The following is a 17,672-nucleotide window of genomic DNA, read 5'->3' as shown; positions in this document are numbered from 1 at the left end:
ACTGTCGGTTACTCGTGAAAGGTGAGGCCGCTGAGGGTAGGCTTTACATAGCCCTGGCGGACTACAAAATCCCCGAACCGCTCCTGGGGCTGGCGGTTCTGGGCGTAGTCGGCGAGCAGGGGCGTGAGCTCCCGCACAATGCCGTCTTCGTCCACCATTTCCCGGTACAGCTTGTTCATCCGCTCCCCGTTGAAAGCGGCGCCGAGGTACAGATTGTAGCGCCCCACGGCGCGGCCCACCAACCCGATTTCGCCCAGGTAGGGGCGGGCGCAGCCATTGGGACAGCCCGTCATCCGCAGCAGAATATCATCCTGGGCCAGACCCTGCGCGCGAATTACTTCCTCTAATCTAGCTAAAAGCTGGGGAAGATAACGCTCGGCCTCGGCAAAAGCCAACGAGCAGGTGTTCAAGGCTACGCAAGCTAAAGCCCCGCGGCGCAGGCCCGTGTGCACGTCGTTGGCTTCCGCCAGCACGCCGTGCTCGGCCAGAATGGCCTGCACCACTAACTCGTGCTGGGGTGCCACGTTGGCCAGCATCAGGTTTTGGTTGCCGGTGAGGCGGAAGTCGCCGGTATGGAAGCGGGCAATTTCGCGCAGGGCCGTTTTCAGGCGGCTGACTTCGGTGTCCTGCACGCGGCCGCCTTCTACAAACAGCGTGAGGTGGCGGGCGCCATTGGGGCCGGTACTCCACCCAAAGGCGTCGCCGGAGGAGCGGAAGGTGTAGGGGCGCGCGGGTTCCAGGTCGAAGCCCAGGCGGCGGTTCAGCTCGTCCCGGAACACGTCGAGGCCCACGCGGTCCAGGGTATACTTTAGGCGGGAGAACTTGCGGTTTTCGCGGTTGCCCCAGTCACGCTGAATGGTTACCACCTGCTCGCAGACCTCCACCACTTTGTTGGCGGGCACAAAGCCGATGATATCGGCCAGGCGCGGGTAGGTGTCGGGCATGCCAAACGTCATGCCCATGCCGCCACCTACCGCTACGTTGAAGCCGAGCAGCTTGCCATTTTTCTCAATGGCAATCAGCCCCAGGTCGTTGGCGAAGATGTCGGTGTCGTTGTAAGGCGGCACGGCCAGCGCAATCTTGAACTTGCGGGGCAGGTAGGTTTTGCCGTAAATCGGCTCAAAGTCACCCTCGCCATCATTTAATACACTGCTGTACTTCGATTCTCCATCGAGCCACAGCTCCCAGTAAGCCGAGGTGCGCGGCGTGAGGTGGGTACTAATAGCTTTCGTGACTTCGTACACCTGCTCGTGCACCCGCGAGAGGTGCGGATTGGGGTTGAACATCACGTTGCGGTTTACGTCGCCGCAGCCGGCAATGCTGTCCAGTAGCACGTCGTTGAAGCCCTGAATGGTCGACTTCAGGTCGCGCTTGAGGACCCCGTGCAGCTGGAAAGCCTGCCGCGTGGTGAGCTTGAGCGTGTGGTTGCCGTAGGCGTCGGCCAGCTCGTCCATGCGCAGCCACTGGTCGGCCGTAGCCACCCCGCCCGGCACCCGCACTCGAATCATGAAGGAGTAGAGCGGCTCCAGCTTCTGGCGTTTCCGCTCCGAGTCCAGGTCGCGGTCCGTTTGCTGGTAGGAGCCGTGGAACTTGATAAGGTGGGTATCGTCGGGATACAGGGCGCCGGTAATTGGGTTCTGCACGCTCCCGACCAGGGTGCCACGCAAAAAGTTGCTGGCATCCTTCACGTGTTCAACTTCGGAGAGCTTGAGGGTATCAGCCATTACGGTTGTGAGGGACTAGGAGTGGGGACGGGCGGGGGCGTAGGCCGCAAGTCGAAATTGTGGAAGTAGAACAGCCGGATGGTGTGTTGATTGCGGTAGGTGCTGCCCGCCGGCAGCTGCTGAAACAGGTGCATGTAGCCGCCCTGCAGCTGCCCGTGCTTGCTTACCTGGTAGGCCAGCCCAGCGAAGAAGCGGTTCTGGTCGAAGTAGTTGTAGCGGATTTCCTTGCCGAAGTTCATCATCACCTCGTTGTTAAGCAGGAACTGTACCCCGCCCGGCTCGAAGCCGCGTTTGGTGAGCGGCAGGAACAAGGCCACGTTGTAGCGGGTGCGGTAGTTGAAATCGAAGTCGTCGGTGCGCTCATTGTTTTGAATAGTGCGCCGAAACCGCTCTTCCAGCCGCACCCACTGCATCAAGCGGGCTTTGGGAAACTTGGTAAACCACTGCACCTGCTGCCAGGGTCGGTGCTCGGGCTGGCCCACGGTGCGGGCCCCATCGGGGTAATGGTACACGTAGGCGTAGCCGCCGGTCAGGCGCACGTCATCCGTGAGGTAATAGGTGAGGCCGACGCGGGCCAGGGCCTGAAATTTCTCCCGCACGAAGTGGTCGTGTAGGCGCAGGTGCAGGTCGGTCCAGGAGCCCCAGCGCTGCGAAAACCGCGTTTGGTTGAACACTCCCAGCCAGGTCTGCTGCTCCCGCACATACTGCTTCTGTGCCCGCAGCGGCGCGGCCGCGAGCAATAGAATTAGTAGAACAAAAAAGGCGCGTGGCATCGAGCGAAGCGTTAGCGGATGATGTTGTTATCGAAGGTGAGGGCCACGTAGTACAGGCCGCCGATGGTCGGGCCGGCCGCGTACTGGATGTAGCGGTTGTTGAGCAGGTTGGTGCCACCTAGCTTGATGGTCGATTTCAGAGCCGGAATGCGTACGTTCACCTGGGCATCCACGGTGGAGTAGGCCGGAATCTGGCCGTTGGCCAGCTGGCTTTCCCAGTAGAAAGCATCCTGGCGCCGCCACACCACATTGAAGCCCACGTTGCGCACAACTTCGCGGTTACCGAAGCTTAGGTTCGTGGTCCACTTGGGCGTGTTGAAGCCGGTGATGAACACATCCTTCTCTTCGTTGGCGGCAATGTTGTTGTAGTTCACGTTGCCGGCCACCGTGTACTTCTGGTAGAAGTTATAGGTGATGCCCAGGGCCGAGCCATAGCTGCGGTAAGTGTTGCGGGCGTTGGTGTACACGCGGTAGCGGTCCTGCTTAGAGCGGGAAAGCATGTCCAGTACGGATGCGTCCGTCAGCACCGGCCCGGTTTTCGGCACGGCCACTTCCACCTGCCCCAGGAAGCCGGAGTACTCGTTGTAGTAGGCGTCTATGTCCAGGGCCAAGCTGTTGTCGAGCAGCACGCTCTTGTAGCCTACCTCGAAGGCATTGATGTGCTCGGGCTCCTCGGTGGGCAGGTTGGCTACCTGCAGCACGTCCCGGTTTTTGAGGGCGGCGTCGTTGCGGGCCAGGCCGGCGGCCACATCCTTGTTCACGGCGGCCGTGAAGTTGTCGAGCGAAGTCAGCGTGTAGGAGTTTTCGAGGAAGCCGAGGCCTTCGTTCACGCGGGCCAGACCGCCTACGCGGCGCACGTTGCCATTATTCACAAAAGACAGGGCTTCAAACAACGCCGGGAAGCGCCAGCCGTTCTGGAAGGAGGCGCGCAGGTTATGGCGCTGGGCAATGGTGTACACGGCGGCCACCCGCGGGTTCAGCTTGGGATTGAACTCGGGGTTGTAGTCCACGCGCAGGGAGGCGTTCAGCTTGAGGCGGTCCTGGAACAGCAGCTTGGTGGCCTGAGCAAAGGCGCCGTACTTTTTGTAGTACAGGTTCTGGCCGCCGGGGGTGTTGCGGTCGGCCAGGGACTTGGAGAAGTCCACAAAGTTGTTGCCGTCGGGAATCACCTCGTAGATGCGGGCGTCGGCGCCCATTACCACATCGGCAAACTTGATGCGCTGGCCCAGGTTCCACTGCGCCTCGTTGTGGTAGGTGCGGCTGCGCTGCCAGAGGGCGGCCCCGCCGGTGGCAGGGGCGCCGGGCACGTTCACCCCGCTGTCCCAGTTGTTGATGCCCGTGATGGTGTTTTTCAGCTGCTCGAAGGCGGCGGTGCCGGGCTGGGCCCGCCCGGCATCGGCTGCGGCGCGGGCTGCCTGCATGGCGGTGGCGAGGTCAATGCCGGCATTCACCTGGCTTTGCAGCTCGGCCTGGAATTTATCGGCCCAGCTGGTTTTGGGGCCGGAGCCGGTGGTGAGGGCCGTGGCGCCGTTCTGCAAATCCAGGTTCAGGGCCAGCGGGTTCAGGTTGTAGGAGTTGCCGGTGTTTTCCACCAGCACGTAGCTGCGCACGTAGTAGTCGGCGCCGCGCAGCTCCAGCTTGTGGTTCTGCACGGTCACGTCCTTGAGCTGAATCTTGTTGCCGCGCTGGAAAATGCCGTCCATCAGCCCGTAGCGGTAGCCGTAGCTCAGCTCCAGCTTCTCGGTGAATTTGTAGAACAGGCCGCCGTCGAACTTGAGGTTGCGCACGGTGGGCGAAATCAGATCCTTCTCGTAGTAGCCCGTGCGACGCACGTTGAAGGTTTCCGTCTTGCCCTGGTAGGTGATGGGAATGGCCACATTGCCGCTGCGGTCGTCGCCGTAGCGGTTCCAGAGGTCGGCGGCGGGGTTGTTAGCCCCGCTCAACTCCGGGAAGCGGGGGTTGGCCGAGTTCAGGCTTTGCGGGTTCTGGTCAATCTGGGTGTCGGCCAGCCAGTCGGTGCCGCGCAAGTAGGAGCCGTTGAGCTTGAAGGCAAAGCGGCTGCCAATGGCCTGGGCGTAGCGCACGGCCGTTTCGGTGAGGGCGCTGGGGTCCCGGTCCTTGCCATCTACGTGGTTGACGCCCACTTTCTGGTACACGCTCAGGCCCTGGTAGGTGAAAGGGCTTTTGGTGGTGAGGTTGGCCATGCCGTTGATGGCGTTCATGCCGTAGAGGGCCGAGGCGGCACCGGGCGTGATTTCGACGGAGGCAATGTCCAGCTCCGTGGGCCCGATGGCGTTGCCCAAGGGCACGCCCAGCGTAGCCGCCTGCATGTCTACCCCATCCACCAGCTGCATAAAGCGGAAGTTGTTGGGGATGTTGAAGCCGCGGGTATTAGGCACTTTGAAGGTGAGCGAGCTGGTGGTCATCTGCACGCCCTTCACGTTTTCCAGGGCATCGTAGAAGCTGGGTGCGGGCGTTTCCTTGATGGCGCGGATGTCGAGCTTTTCAATGGCTACTGGCGACTTCAGGCGGCTTTCCTCTACCCGGGAGGCCGACACGACCACCTCGTTCACCAGCACCGGCTTCGATTCCAGCTGCACGGCAATGGGCTGGCTGCCGCTGGCAATTTCCAGCTCTCGGGGCTCGTAGCCAATGATGTTGAAGACGATGGTAAACGGAAATCTCAGGCGGGCCTGGAGCACAAACTTGCCGCTGGCGTCGCTCTGGGCGCTCATCAAGCCACCTTTCACGTTCACGCTCACGCCGGGCAGGGGCTGTTGCGTGTCTTTTTCGCGGACGGTACCGCTGATGGAAATTAATTGGTCCTGGGCCTGAGCGGCCATCAGACTGGCGAATAATAAGATCAGGAGAATCCAGAAAGAAGCGTAGTACTTCTTCATCACAGAAAAGGCGTTTGGAGGAGAAAGAGAAGGGAGTAGGCTGGGCTGGTGGGAGCCAGCAGGAAAGGAGGGAAGCCGGGGCTTCCAGGGTGCCTTGGGGGCGTAGCGGCAAGCGGCTCGGGTCAGGCACACGGCGGCTTTTACCGGCTACTACAACATCGTCTTTGCGAAACGCGCATCTGTTTAAAGGATTAAATAGTGTTGGTTATCAATTGGTTTATGTGCTGACTAGTACACGTCTTCCAGGTAGCGGCGTTGCTTGCGCAGCTGCTTGATGTAGTCGGCAGCGTAGTCAGCATCTTTCCCGCTTTGCTGCTGAATGACGGCAAGCAAAGCCTGGCGCACGTCGGCAGCCATGCGGTTTTTGTCGCCGCACACGTAGAAGTAGGCTCCGTTTTCGAGCTGGTCGTAGAGGCGGGCACTTTGCTCAAGCAGGCGGTGCTGGATATACACTTTCTGCTGCTGGTCGCGGGAGAAGGCCACGTCGAGACGGTCCAGCGTGCCTTTTTTCAAGTGCTGCTGCCACTCGGTCTGGTACAGGAAATCGGTGGTGAAGTGGGGGTTGCCGAACACCAGCCAGTTGCGGCCGGCCGCGCCGGTTTCGGCCCGCTCTTCTACAAAGGCCCGGAACGGGGCTACACCCGTACCCGCCCCTACCATGATGATATCAGTAGCCGCATCCTGGGGCAGCTTGAAGTACTCGTTGCGGTCAATCCACACCCGGGCCGTGTCGCCCACAGTCAGCCCATCGGCCTGGTAGGCTGAGCAGGCGCCGTGCTTGCGGCGGCCGTTGGTTTCGTAGCGCACAGCGCCCACCGTGAGGTGCACTTCCTCAGGGTGAGCCAGCAGGGAGCTGGCAATGGAATAGGCCCGGGCGGGCAAAGGCCGCAGCACTGCCGCCAGTTGCTGGCCCGATAGTTCTACCGGAAACTCCGTGAGCAGGTCGGCTACGTCGCGGCCGTAGAGGTAGTCGGGCAGCTGGGCTTTATTGGTGATGATGTCGCGCAGCTTGGGGTGCTGCGGGGCCACGGCGGCGTAGCGCTCCAGCACGTCGCGCGTAAGCACCGACAGCTCCAGCTTCTCGGCCAGGGCCGTGTGCAAGTCAAATTCCGTGTCGTTGAGCTTTACCGGGGCCGTGGCATTCAGGCGCGCTGCCTGAATTACCTCTTGCACCAAGGCCTCCTGGTTCACGGGCTGCACCATCAGCGCGTCGCCGGCTTCGTAGGAAATGCCGGAGCCCGCTAGGGAGAATTCCAGGTGGTAAGTTTCCTTGGTAGAGCCGCGGCCGTTCAGCTGAATCTTCTCCAGCAGCTCCGCGGCGAAAGGGTTGTGGCTTGTGTATTCCACCTTTTCTTCCACCTCGGCCTCACCCGCCGCCACCAGCTGGTTTACCTGCACGAAAGGTTGCGCAGTGGCAACTGGGGTGGCAGCCGGAGCCGGCTGAGCGACCAGTGCCAGCACCTGCTCGGCCCAGCGGCGGGCTTCGGCCTCAAACTCCACGTCGCAGTCCACGCGCTCCAGCAGGCGCTTGCCACCCAGCTCGGCTAGGCGCTGGTCGAACTCGAAGCCCGTCTGGCAGAACTGCAGGTAGCTTTTGTCGCCGAGGGCCAGCACGGCGTAGCGCAGGTTGGGCAGCTTGGGCGCGCGGTTGCTGAGCAGGAACTGGTGCAGCTCCTCGGCAGCAATGGGCGGGTCGCCCTCACCCTGAGTGCTCACTACCACCAACAGCTGCTGCTCATTTTTTAGCTCTTTGGTTGGGTAGTCGTTCATGTCGCGCACAGCCACGGCCAGGCCGCGCTGCCGGGCCGCTTCGGCCACCAGGCCCGCAGCCTTCTTGCTGTTGCCGGTCTGGGAACCGAAGAGAATGGTCAAGTGGGGTGAACCCGCGGCTGGCGCTGCGGCCACCGAGGTAGCAGACTGAGCGGCCGGGGCCACTGCTGCGCCTGCCGACCGACCGTAGAAATACCCGCTCAGCCACAGCAGCTGCTGTTCGGTGAGGCCGCCCGTGAACTGCTGCAGGCTGGCGTCATCCAGACCCAGGGGCAGCGTGAAAGTTGAGGTGATGGACATGGCAAAACAGGATGACGGCGTAGAGGTAAGTCAGAAGAAAACCGGCCGGAAATCCGCCCGAAAAAGCAAATCAGGCCACCTCGGCGTAAGAGGCGTCGGCAAAAACGGTCGGTAAAGCCTGCGTCAGCACTGCGGGCGTAGCCAGCCGCGTCACCTCTCCGATGATGATAATGGCCGGGGCCCCGATGCCGGCTTCCAGCGCCCGGGCCGGCAGCTCGGCCACGGTGCCTGTTACCAGCCGGGCGGTGGGCAGGGTGCCATTCTGAATGATGGCCGCTGGCGTCTCGGCTTGGCCCTGCGCGCAGAATAGTCGCACAATGCTCGGCAGCTCACCCAGACCCATCAGTATCACGGTGGTAGCGCGGGAGCGGGCGGCTTCGGCCACGCTGGCAGCCAGCTCGCCGGTGGCCGTGGTGGCCGTAATCACCCGGAATCCTTCACTGGCGCCCCGGTGCGTGACGGGAATGCCCACGCTGCCCGCCGCCGCCACCGCACTGCTGATGCCGGGCACGTAGTCAGTGCGCAGGCCGTGGGCTTCGGCGTAAAGCATTTCCTCTCGCCCCCGCCCGAATACGAATGGGTCGCCGCCCTTTAGCCGAACCACGTGGCCATAGCTGAGTGCATACTCTACAATCAGGGCGTTGATTTCGTCCTGCGAGTGACTGCGCATGCCGCGCCGCTTGCCCACCGATACCAGCACAGCTTCGGGCCGGGCATGTTGCAGCAGCTCCCGGTTGGCCAGGGCATCGTAAAGAATTACGTCGGCTTCACCCAGCACCCGCGCCCCTTTGAGCGTGAGCAGCTCCGGGTCGCCGGGGCCGGCACCAAGGACGGTCAGACGGGGCGTTTTCATGGGGTGAACTAATGAAGTGGAGAGTAAGTCAGTGACAGCCTATCGCCTTGCTGCTTAAATCGAAAAGGCAACCGGGGGCTGAACCGGGGCGGTGAAGTACTCGGAGTTGGACGCTTCTACCAGGCCAGCAGCCAGGGTGTCGCCACTCACTTCATCCACCAGAATGAAAGAGCCGGTGGCGCGGTTTTCCTGGTAGAGGTCCACGGCCAGGGGCTGGGCGGTTTTCAGCCGCACCCGCACGATGTCGTTGAGCTGGGCCTGCTCGGCCGATACCCGGGCAAACGTGTGCACGTTCACCTTGTAGAGAATAGCCGACACGGAAGCTTTCGTGAGGGTGGTGTGGTGCTGCACGAGCAGCTTGCGGCCGGGCCACAACGGCTGCTCGCTCATCCAGCAAAGTGTAGCTTCCAACTCCCGCGTCACTGTAGCTTCGGCCGCGACGGGAACCAGGGCGTCACCGCGACTTACGTCTAGGTCGTCGCGCAGGCGGATAACTACGGCTTGGGGCGCGGCGGCCGATTCCACTTCCTCCTGATTTACTTCAATGGCTTCGATTTCAGATTCCAGACCGGAGGGCAGCACCCGCACCCGCTCGCCGCGGCGGTACTGCCCACTCAGAATCTGGCCGGCGTAGCCGCGGTAGTCGGGCAACTCAGGCGTCTGGGGCCGAATGACGTACTGCACCTGAAAGCGCGGGGCAGCAGTAGTTTCCACGGCGCTGGGCACGCTTTCCAGGTGTTCGAGCAGGCTGGGACCAGTGTACCAGGGCAGGTGTTTGGAGCGCGTCACCACGTTGTCGCCGTTGAGGGCGCTGAGCGGAATGGCCGTGGCGGCCGGCAGGTGGAAGTGGTTGGTGAGGGCGGCGTAGTCGATGGCAATTTGGTCGAACACGGCCTGGTCGTAGTCTACCAGGTCCATCTTGTTCACGGCCAGCACAAAATGACGGATGCCCAGCAACGCGGCAATAAGGGTGTGGCGACGCGTTTGCTCAATCACGCCCTGGCGCGCATCTACCAGCACAATAGCCAGGTCGGCGTTGGAGGCGCCAGTCACCATGTTGCGGGTGTACTGCACGTGGCCCGGCGCATCGGTAATGATGAACTTGCGGCGGGGCGTAGTAAAGTATTTATACGCTACGTCGATGGTGATACCCTGTTCCCGCTCGGCGCGCAGGCCGTCGGTCAGGAGGGCGAGGTCTACCACGCCGCCAGAGGCCTGCCGCTTTTCCAGCGCCGCCAGCACATCCAGCGACACGGATTCGGAATCGTACAGCAGCCGCCCGATAAGGGTGCTTTTGCCGTCGTCTACGCTGCCGCAAGTGATAAATCGAAGAAGGTCCACTTGGAGAAGGTGGTTAATGTGAGAAATGTGAGAAATGTGGAAAATGATTTGGGGCGAAGTGGAGGGTGTGGCAGAGTGGCCTTTGGGGCTCATTTATCACATTCCCGCATTCGCCACATTTCGCACATTAGCTTAGAAATACCCGTTGCGCTTGCGGTCTTCCATGCCGGCTTCGGAGATGTTGTCGTCGAGGCGGGTGGCGCCCCGCTCGCTTACTTTGGCCAGCAGCAGATCCTGGATGATGTCTTCCACCGTGGCCGCGTCACTTTCCACGGCAGCGGTGCAGGTGGAGTCGCCCACGGTTCGGAAGCGCACCTGCCGGGTTACGATTTCGTCGTCCTTGTCGAGGCGGATGTGCTCGGTAAGGCCCAGCAACTGGCCCGAGGGCAGCACCACGCAGGTACGCTCATGGCCGAAATAGATGTCGGGCAAGGCAATGTTCTCGCGCTGGATGTAGCGCCACACGTCCAGCTCCGTCCAGTTGGAAATAGGGAACACGCGCACGTTTTCCCCCTTCTGAATGCGGCCGTTGTAGATGTTCCACAGCTCGGGACGCTGGCGCTTGGGGTCCCACTGGCCAAACTCGTCGCGCACCGAGAAGATGCGCTCCTTGGCGCGGGCCTTTTCCTCGTCGCGCCGGGCTCCGCCGATGCAGGCATCAAACTCAAACTCCTCGATGGTTTCCAGCAGCGTGTACGTCTGCAGCGGGTTGCGGCTGGGGTACTTACCCATCGGCTCACGCAGGCGCTGGCGCCGGATGGTGTCCTCCACACTACGTACAATCAGCTTTTCGCCCAGTTGCTCGGCCAGCGCGTCGCGGTAAGCCAGCACCTCGGGGAAGTTGTGGCCGGTATCCACGTGCACCAGCGGAAACGGGAAGCGGCCGGGGCGGAAGGCCTTTTCGGCCAGGCGCGTGAGCACAATGGAGTCTTTGCCACCCGAAAACAGCAGCGCGGGGCGCTCAAACTGGCCGGCTACTTCCCGCAGGATGTGAATGGCTTCGGCTTCCAGCCGGTCGAGGTAATCGAAGGAAGGGGTACTCATGAGGAACTGGTCTTGCTTGATACTTAGTTGGCGGGCACCGGCTCCACCACCGGATCGGGGCCGTTGTGGTGAGCAGTGGCGTGTAGGCCGCATTCCTTGGCCGAAAGATCTTCCCACCACCAGCGGCCGGCCCGGAAGTCTTCGCCCGGCTTGATGGCGCGGGTGCAGGGCGCGCACCCGATGCTCACGAAGCCTTGCTTATGCAGCGTGTTTACCGGGATGCCGTGCTCCTGGGTGAAGGCCACGGCCTCTTCCCAGGTCCAGTCGAACAGCGGGTGAACTTTAATGAGGTTGTGCGGCGCGTCCCACTCCACCGGCTCCATCGTTTGGCGGTTCTGCGACTGTTCGGCCCGGATGCCCGTCACCCAGGCCTGCTGCCCGGCCAATGCCCGATTCAGGGGCTCTACTTTGCGGATGTGGCAGCACTCCTTGCGGTTGTCCACACTCTCGTAGAAGGAATTGGGGCCTTTTTCGAGGAGCAAGGACTGCAGGCTTTCCTGCCGGGGCGCATACACCTCAATGGGCTTTTGGTACCGCAGCAGGGTCTTGTTCCAGGTGGCGTAGGTTTCCTGGAAGTTGCGGCCGGTATCGAGCGTGAACACCTTAATTGGCAAGTCGAACTCGAAAATCAAGTGGCTGATAATCTGGTCTTCCAGGCCAAAGGAGGTCGAGAAAACCGCTGAGTTGGGGTACAGAGAAGCCACGAGGCGCAACCGCTCCAGGGCGGTGGCTGGCGTAAGCTGAATGCGCAGGTCGTCCAGCTGCGGGACGGCCGGCGCGGCCAGGGCTGCGGGCATACAAACGGGAAGTTGAGGGAGAACCGGCCAGCGGAAGGCAGCAGTTCGGCGGAGAATCGTTCTGCGCAAAAGCCAGCCGGGCGTGAGCAGGCCGGGGCGCTACGGCAGAACCGAAAACGGCCTGTGCTAAGCCGGTCGGCCGCTAAGCATAGCGGGGCTGACGGGGGCTGAAATCAGCGCACAAACCAGAAAAAGGAGGGGTGTGAACTAGCAACAACACGCCATGCCCATCATAGCACAACACCCATGCTGTACAGCAATGGAAGTGGCGGAGGCAGTGGCGAAGTTGGACAAGTGGTTCACGGCTTGTTGTTTTTATATGTTCAGGACTTGGCACCGTTTCGGATGGTCCGCTGGTTGCCGGCGCTTCGTAGAGCCTGTCTCTCCACGCCTCTGTATAAAAACAATCCTTTGGGGGGTAAAGAATTGGTAGGACAAATGTACGAGCCGAAATTTTATAGTTCCAAATTTTCTTTCCTCGTGGGTAACGGCCAGCTAATGGGAACAGCCGCTGATTTAGTGGAAATATCTAACTCGGGTGGTTGCTGTATGGCTACTGGTAGAATACCGGATCTAGCTACTGGTTGACAGCCGGGCAATGCAGTGAGAATACAATTTCTATGACTGTCGATTTGACTGGTACAGCCGCCCCGCAGAGCCCCGCTACCAGCCTAAAAAACCTTTCTTTGCCCGTTTTGAAGTTCTGCCCCAATGATTTCCAATGGGCGTTATCAACTCGGCTTGGCTACCCTGTGCCCGGCGTATCGGACGCTTACTTCGACCTTACGCCAACCAGTGAGAGTACAATCAGGTCAGCGGATTCCGGCTCCGAAATTTTTGCAGCAAAGCCGTGGCTTCCGGGGCCGATTTGGTGAGCAGAATCAGCGTGGCATACACTACCGTCAGTACCGCCGAGCGTACGAGCATGGCTAACAGCGCCGAGGTGAACGGAGGAACCAGCCAGGCGGCCGTCCCTGCCACGGCCGCACTGAGCAGAATAAGGGGGATACGGCCGGTGAAGGGCTGCATCCGGTAGCTGTGCCACACAAACCAGGTGCGGGCCAGGTTGATGCTCACAATGGCCAGCAGAAACGCTACTGCGGCGCCCGTGAGACCCAGGCGCGGAATCAGCAGCGCATTCAGGCCAACGGTAATCAGCGCCAAGGACACGTTGAACAGCAGGTCGTAGCGGTAGCGTGGGGAAGTGACGACGATGAGCCCATTCAGTCCGGTGATGCCATCGAACAGGCGCGCGGCCAGCAGCACCAGCACGGCCGTGGTGCCCGCCTGCAGGGCCGGGTTGTGCATCAGGCCATAGATGAAATCCAGATTCAAGCCAATGCCCAGGGCCAGGTAGCAGCCCAGCACGGCGTTCAGGCGAGTGGTGTCGCGGTAGAAAGTGGCCATGCGCGACAGGGCGTTGTCCTTCCAGTAGTCGGCCAGCAGTGGGAAGGCAATCTTGTTGAGCGAGCGGGCCGTCAGGGTGAGGGCCGTGCTGATGAAAAACGCAATGCTGTACACGCCCGCCGCCGCCAGGTTGAGTTGGGAGCTCACCATCAGCGTGTCAATGTTCATGATGATGGTGCCCGAGATATTGGCCAGCAACGCAAACGCCCCGAAGCTCAGGATACCGCGTAGCGGCTGCACCCGCAGCGCCGCCGCCTGGGGCCGCACGTGCAGCTCGTCAATGTAGGCCAGGTAGCCCGTGAGCAGCAGCGCAATGCCGCTCATGCAGCCAATGTACGCCAGCACGTAGCCGTGAAACGACAGGTAGCCCACCCCGTAGAGCACCGCCGCCCCGGCCTGCAGCACCCGTAGCAGAATCTCCTGCACAAACGACGAAAACGCCGTGTGGTACAGCCCTTTCAGGTAAGCATCCTGCAGGGAGTACAGCATGATGAATAGCGCCAGCCCCGCGGCCCAGCCATAGTAGGAGCCAATAAGGGCGCGGTCCGGTGCATGCTCGTAGAAGCTCAGTACCAGCGGCTTACCGCTCAGGTACAGCACCGTGGTCAGGGCAAAGCCCAGCAGCGGCACGCCCAGCAGCAGCGGCAGAAACCCCTGGTGCCCGGCTTCCCGGTTGCGGAAATACGGGAAAAACCGGATGCCCACGCTGGCAAATCCCAGGGCGGAAAGCTGCGCGTAAATGGTAGCAATGGAGAGCAGCGTGCTGGTCAGGCCCAACTGGTCGGCGGCCAGAAAGCGCGGCACGATAAAGGCCGTGTTGAGAAACCCCAGCGCCAGCCCCAGGTAGGAAATAACAGTGTTGCGCAGACCCTGCCGCTGAACGATGCCCAAAAGGTGAGGTAGTGAGGTAGTGAGGTAGTGAGTGAGGAAGCAGGCAATGAGGCGCTACCACATCCACTCACAAATATCCTGGCCATTCACGAATGCCACAGACCGGCTGCGAAGGTACTCCATGATGGCGCGGAACTCGCGGGGGCCGTTGCGGGTGTTGGCCGGGTCGAAGTTCTCGTTGTGCCAGAGCACCGTACATACACCCCCAAACCGCTCGATTTCCTGGAACATGGGCATGAGGGCCGGCAGGATTTCCGCCGGTTCCAGCTGCAGGTAGCGCGGGTGATGCAGCGTGGCATCCATCACGTTCAGCGGAATTTCGAGGAAGTTATGGGCTTCGCCGGTTTGAAAGTTGAATGGGTAAAAAGGCAGGCAGTAAGAGTTTCGGAAGCCGAAATGCTCAGCAAAGCCTAACGTGGAGTCGTAGTGGTAAAGCAGGGGAGTTAGAAGGACGGGAGTGATACGCGGCTCCCACTGCAAGTAATGAAATCGAATACCGTCTGCCTTAACGCCGTTGCGCAAGCGTTGTAGCCGGTGCTCTTCCTGTTTCAACTGGCCGCCGTGCGTGGCGGTGCCCAAGCTGGGGTGAAGGCCAACTTCCGAATTGCCAATGGCGGTTGCCATTCTTGCCCATTCTTTCCGAATGTCATAATCTGCATTGGGCGTGCCATTAGCCGCTTTGCGGTGCTCAGGCAGGAAGAAGAATGTGCTTTTGGCGCCGTACTCGGCCACAGTTTGCTGTACCTCCGCCAGGTTGTCCCAGGCATCTTTCTGTGTAAAGTGCTGCCAGAGTTGCCATCCGAAGCTCAGCAGCTTGCCCTGGCGCAGGGCGGCGTTGGCCGGAGCTTTCCAGGCGCTGTACAGGTTGTCGATGTCGTGGGTGATGAAGGCGGCCCAACTCGCGCCGTTTGCCCAGCGGCGCGGGCGTAGCGGCTGGCCTGTTACGTGCTCCACGGCCGTTTTCAGAATGTCGAAGTAGTAATTGACCACGGGCACCGCCACAAAGTCGTGGCGCCGCTGCACGCTGGCGGAGTAGGGAAAGCGCCCGTGCTGGTCCCGCTCGTCAGCGTAAAACTCCTGCCACCCACTCAGCAGGTAAAACGCTGCCGAAATGATATCAGCGGTAATACGTGCGCGGCCCTCCGGCAGCAGGTCCAGCAGCGGCCTGGCGGGCTGGTTGTCAAAGAAAAAAGGCAGCTTTCGGCCCTGCCATTCGCGCCAAACCGGCTCGGGAGGGTATGGAGCAGCGGCCTGAAAAAACACGTGGTTTTCGGCCGCTACCTCCACCTGCGGCTGCACATCCGCATCCGCATAGCCAACGCTGACAGTTGGGGCCGCATCATAGGCCTGCCAGAAGTGCAGCAGCACGTAGTGCAGACGGATTTCGGCAGTAGTAGCGGGCACGGACGGCAGTGGCGGTAACATGCCGCAAGGTACTATCAGAACAACTCTGCGCCCTCCGCGCCAACCTCCCGTCCTCTGCGGGCTAAAAATTCCTGAACAGTACTATCTGCTCGACTCCAGCCACTCCCTCAAAATCCGCAACGCCCGCTGCTGGCTGCGGCCTTCGTCGGGAGTGCCCAGGGTAGCATTGTAATAAGCCGCCCTCCGGTACAAATCCAGCGGCTTGTGCTGCTGATAGCGGCGTAGTATTTCGACCAGAGCGGCGGGGCTATCGGCGCGGTCTACCAGGTTGTGGGCCACGTAGCCGTAGTAATCGTCGAAGGAGGCGGGGCTGCCCAGGCGGTAGTAGATGCTGGCGAGGTTGAGTAGGGTGGCCTCGAGGTGGGTGCTGGTGTCGGCGGCAATTAGGGCATCCTGCCCGGCCAGAAACTCAAATACCGACTGCTGCCGCGCATCCGAAAACTGCAATTCAGGGTGCTGCTGCCGCAGAAAGCTGAAGTCGCGGGCGTCGCCGGGGTGGGGGCGGAAGGTGAGCGTGAGGCCGGGCAGTTCCCGCAGCACGTGCGCCACGGCATCAGCTACCTGCCGGGTGTCATCGAGCAGGTTGGCCGCAAAGCCCACGCGCCGGATGCCGGGTGCCGTGTTACGGCGGGCCAGAAACGCATCGGCTTTGGGCATGCCTACCAGTTCCACACGGCCCCGGATAAGGCCACACTGCCGGTACTTGTCTAGGGCATCCTGGCCTTCCAGCAGATTCAGGTCAAAGCCCAGGGGCGGGAAGTTGGTGCTTACGCTGGCGTGCTGCACATAAGCAGTGGGCACCCCCTCGGCCCGGCAGGCCAGCAGCAGGGCGCGGGCATCGTCGTTGTGGTCGTTGGCAAATACCACGGCACGGGGCCGGTAGTGCCGCAGGGCCCGCCGGTACACCTCGTAGTAGCCAATGGCGTTGAAAATCAAGTCGCAAAACCGCCAGGCCCGCTGGCCTTCCAGCCGCAGCAGCCCGGCCAGTACGAAGGGAAATTGCCAGTAGTACAAACCCTTTCGACGCAGGGAAAGACGGTTCACCTGCTGGTTGTAGCGCCCGATCTGCTTGCTCTGTCCGGCTACCAGCACACTATCAGGGCGGGCATCCCGGATAAAGCGCAGGGAATCGTAGTTGTTCTGACTGACCACGTAGAGCCATACCGCCCCGCGCAGCTGCTCCGGGTTACGGATGGGCCGAAACACGTTGCCCACCAGCCGCAGCGCCGCGTAGCCGGCCATGCGGGCCAGCCGGCGCAGTGGGTTGGCGGGCGAAATGCCGTTGAGCGTGCGCGCCGGCAGGGCCGCAAACAAGTCTGTAAATCGGAGCTGCAGAATGTCGCGCAGGCGGGCCGTAGGAGCGGCCAATACGGCAGCCATTTACAGGGCCTCCCAGGTAAGCGGCGTGCCGGCGCGCAGGTTCTGGCGGGCAGGCTTGCCCAGCAGCTGGTCGAGGTAGCGCGGGGCCAGTCCGTCGCCGGGGCGCACTACCCGCAGGTTTTCTTTGGTGAATACTTCGCCGGCTTTCACTTCCTGGGCCACGTAAAGGCTGCGCTTGTACAGGCGGCTTTTTTCCTCGGCCCGCTGCACCCCGTACTGCACCTGCCCCAGGGCCTGCCAAGCCCGCTCTGTTTCCGTCACCAGCTGCGCTACTTCCTCGGGTTCCAGGGAGAAGGCCGAATCTACCCCGCCGTCGGCGCGGCGCAGGGTCACGTGCTTTTCTATCACGCAGGCGCCCAGGGCCACAGCGGCCACAGCCGCGCCCACGCCCATCGTATGGTCGGAGAGGCCTACCAGCGTATCGGGAAACAGCTGCTGAAAGTGGGGCAGGGTGCGCAGGTTGGTGTTTTGGGGCGTGGCCGGGTAGGTGCTGGTACATTTCAGCAGCACCAGCTCGCGGCAGCCGGCTTCGCGCAGCACCTGCACAGCCTCGGCCACTTCGGCCAGCTGGCTGGCGCCGGTGCTCATAATCACGGGCTTGCCAGTAGCAGCTACGCGGCGCAGCAGGGGCCAGTCGGTATTTTCGAAGGAGGCAATTTTGTAGGCCGGCACCTCCAGGCTTTCCAGGAAGTCGACGGCAGTTTCATCGAATGGCGAGCTGAAGGCTACCATACCGTGCGCTTTGGCGCGGTCGAACAAAGGCTTGTGCCACTCCCAGGGCGTTTGCGCCTCCTGGTAGAGCTCGTGCAACTCCCGGCCATACCAGAGGGAAGCAGGGTCGTCGATGCGGTAGGCGCCGGGCAGCGTCATGGTATCGGCGGTGTAGGTCTGGAGCTTGATGGCGTGGGCCCCGGCAGCGGCCACGGCATCCACAATGGCCAGGCCGCGCTGTAAATCCTGGTTGTGGTTGCCGCTAAGCTCGGCAATGATAAAGGGCGGCTGATCGGGGCCTACGAGGCGGGAGCCAAAGGAAATCGTCATGCCGCAAAAATACGAAGCCGGGCGGG

At 61.7% G+C, this 17,672-nt stretch carries 12 protein-coding genes and 1 riboswitch; all 12 genes read right to left on the bottom strand.

Annotated features, from left to right (window positions below):
- Window positions 1-8: 8 nt before the first annotated feature.
- The 12 genes from cysI to pseI all read right to left on the bottom strand — a co-directional run bounded on the left by cysI (window position 9) and on the right by pseI (window position 17,646).
- A complete protein-coding gene (cysI, locus tag I5L79_RS14830) occupies window positions 9-1,724 on the bottom strand; it encodes an assimilatory sulfite reductase (NADPH) hemoprotein subunit (protein WP_196955849.1) in 1,716 nt (571 codons plus the stop codon).
- Entirely contained in the window at window positions 1,724-2,497 is a 774-nt protein-coding gene (locus I5L79_RS14825) for a DUF2490 domain-containing protein (protein ID WP_196955848.1), read from the bottom strand. Before I5L79_RS14825 ends, cysI begins: the two co-directional genes overlap by 1 nt.
- A gap of 11 nt (window positions 2,498-2,508) precedes the next feature.
- Window positions 2,509-5,397 (bottom strand): TonB-dependent receptor, encoded by a 2,889-nt coding sequence (locus I5L79_RS14820; RefSeq protein WP_196955847.1) that lies wholly within the window; start codon window positions 5,395-5,397, stop codon window positions 2,509-2,511.
- A 228-nt stretch (window positions 5,398-5,625) separates the two neighbouring features.
- Window positions 5,626-7,467, bottom strand: coding sequence for an assimilatory sulfite reductase (NADPH) flavoprotein subunit (locus I5L79_RS14815; RefSeq protein ID WP_196955846.1), 1,842 nt, complete (start codon window positions 7,465-7,467; stop codon window positions 5,626-5,628).
- A gap of 70 nt (window positions 7,468-7,537) precedes the next feature.
- Window positions 7,538-8,320 (bottom strand): uroporphyrinogen-III C-methyltransferase, encoded by a 783-nt coding sequence (gene cobA / locus I5L79_RS14810; protein ID WP_196955845.1) that lies wholly within the window; start codon window positions 8,318-8,320, stop codon window positions 7,538-7,540.
- Between the two features lie 54 nt (window positions 8,321-8,374).
- Complete coding sequence (locus tag I5L79_RS14805; RefSeq protein ID WP_196955844.1) at window positions 8,375-9,661, bottom strand: sulfate adenylyltransferase subunit 1; 1,287 nt, start codon at window positions 9,659-9,661, stop codon at window positions 8,375-8,377.
- Window positions 9,662-9,793: 132 nt separating this feature from the next.
- Window positions 9,794-10,705, bottom strand: a complete 912-nt coding sequence (gene cysD / locus I5L79_RS14800; RefSeq protein WP_196955843.1) for a sulfate adenylyltransferase subunit CysD — start codon at window positions 10,703-10,705, stop codon at window positions 9,794-9,796.
- Window positions 10,706-10,728: 23 nt separating this feature from the next.
- A complete protein-coding gene (locus I5L79_RS14795) occupies window positions 10,729-11,502 on the bottom strand; it encodes a phosphoadenylyl-sulfate reductase (RefSeq protein ID WP_196955842.1) in 774 nt (257 codons plus the stop codon).
- Between the two features lie 312 nt (window positions 11,503-11,814).
- A riboswitch (SAM riboswitch) is annotated at window positions 11,815-11,906 on the bottom strand.
- A 403-nt stretch (window positions 11,907-12,309) separates the two neighbouring features.
- Window positions 12,310-13,800: an oligosaccharide flippase family protein gene (locus I5L79_RS14790; RefSeq protein WP_196955841.1), complete on the bottom strand. Its 1,491-nt coding sequence runs from the start codon at window positions 13,798-13,800 to the stop codon at window positions 12,310-12,312.
- Window positions 13,801-13,854: 54 nt separating this feature from the next.
- On the bottom strand, window positions 13,855-15,204 hold the full coding sequence (locus tag I5L79_RS14785) for a DUF7033 domain-containing protein (protein ID WP_196955840.1): 1,350 nt from the start codon (window positions 15,202-15,204) through the stop codon (window positions 13,855-13,857).
- 102 nt (window positions 15,205-15,306) lie between these two features.
- Window positions 15,307-16,605 (bottom strand): glycosyltransferase family protein, encoded by a 1,299-nt coding sequence (locus tag I5L79_RS14780; protein ID WP_196955839.1) that lies wholly within the window; start codon window positions 16,603-16,605, stop codon window positions 15,307-15,309.
- Window positions 16,606-17,646: a pseudaminic acid synthase gene (pseI, locus tag I5L79_RS14775; RefSeq protein ID WP_196955838.1), complete on the bottom strand. Its 1,041-nt coding sequence runs from the start codon at window positions 17,644-17,646 to the stop codon at window positions 16,606-16,608.
- Between the last annotated feature and the right edge of the window lie 26 nt (window positions 17,647-17,672).

Source organism: Hymenobacter guriensis (assembly GCF_015773195.1).
In the GTDB taxonomy this organism is placed as follows: Bacteria; Bacteroidota; Bacteroidia; order Cytophagales; family Hymenobacteraceae; genus Hymenobacter; species Hymenobacter guriensis.
The sequence above is the reverse complement of the archived record's forward strand: the minus strand, read 5'-3'. Positions and strand labels throughout refer to the sequence as shown.

What these genes read in the sequence shown, in the direction of transcription:
- I5L79_RS14795 (WP_196955842.1), bottom strand. Translation starts at nt 11,502, where the DNA reads ATGCCCGCAGCCCTGGCCGCGCCGGCCGTCCCGCAGCTGGACGACCTG.
- cysD (WP_196955843.1), bottom strand. Translation starts at nt 10,705, where the DNA reads ATGAGTACCCCTTCCTTCGATTACCTCGACCGGCTGGAAGCCGAAGCC.
- cobA (WP_196955845.1), bottom strand. Translation starts at nt 8,320, where the DNA reads ATGAAAACGCCCCGTCTGACCGTCCTTGGTGCCGGCCCCGGCGACCCG.
- I5L79_RS14815 (WP_196955846.1), bottom strand. Translation starts at nt 7,467, where the DNA reads ATGTCCATCACCTCAACTTTCACGCTGCCCCTGGGTCTGGATGACGCC.
- I5L79_RS14780 (WP_196955839.1), bottom strand. Translation starts at nt 16,605, where the DNA reads ATGGCTGCCGTATTGGCCGCTCCTACGGCCCGCCTGCGCGACATTCTG.
- pseI (WP_196955838.1), bottom strand. Translation starts at nt 17,646, where the DNA reads ATGACGATTTCCTTTGGCTCCCGCCTCGTAGGCCCCGATCAGCCGCCC.
- I5L79_RS14825 (WP_196955848.1), bottom strand. Translation starts at nt 2,497, where the DNA reads ATGCCACGCGCCTTTTTTGTTCTACTAATTCTATTGCTCGCGGCCGCG.
- cysI (WP_196955849.1), bottom strand. Translation starts at nt 1,724, where the DNA reads ATGGCTGATACCCTCAAGCTCTCCGAAGTTGAACACGTGAAGGATGCC.
- I5L79_RS14820 (WP_196955847.1), bottom strand. Translation starts at nt 5,397, where the DNA reads ATGAAGAAGTACTACGCTTCTTTCTGGATTCTCCTGATCTTATTATTC.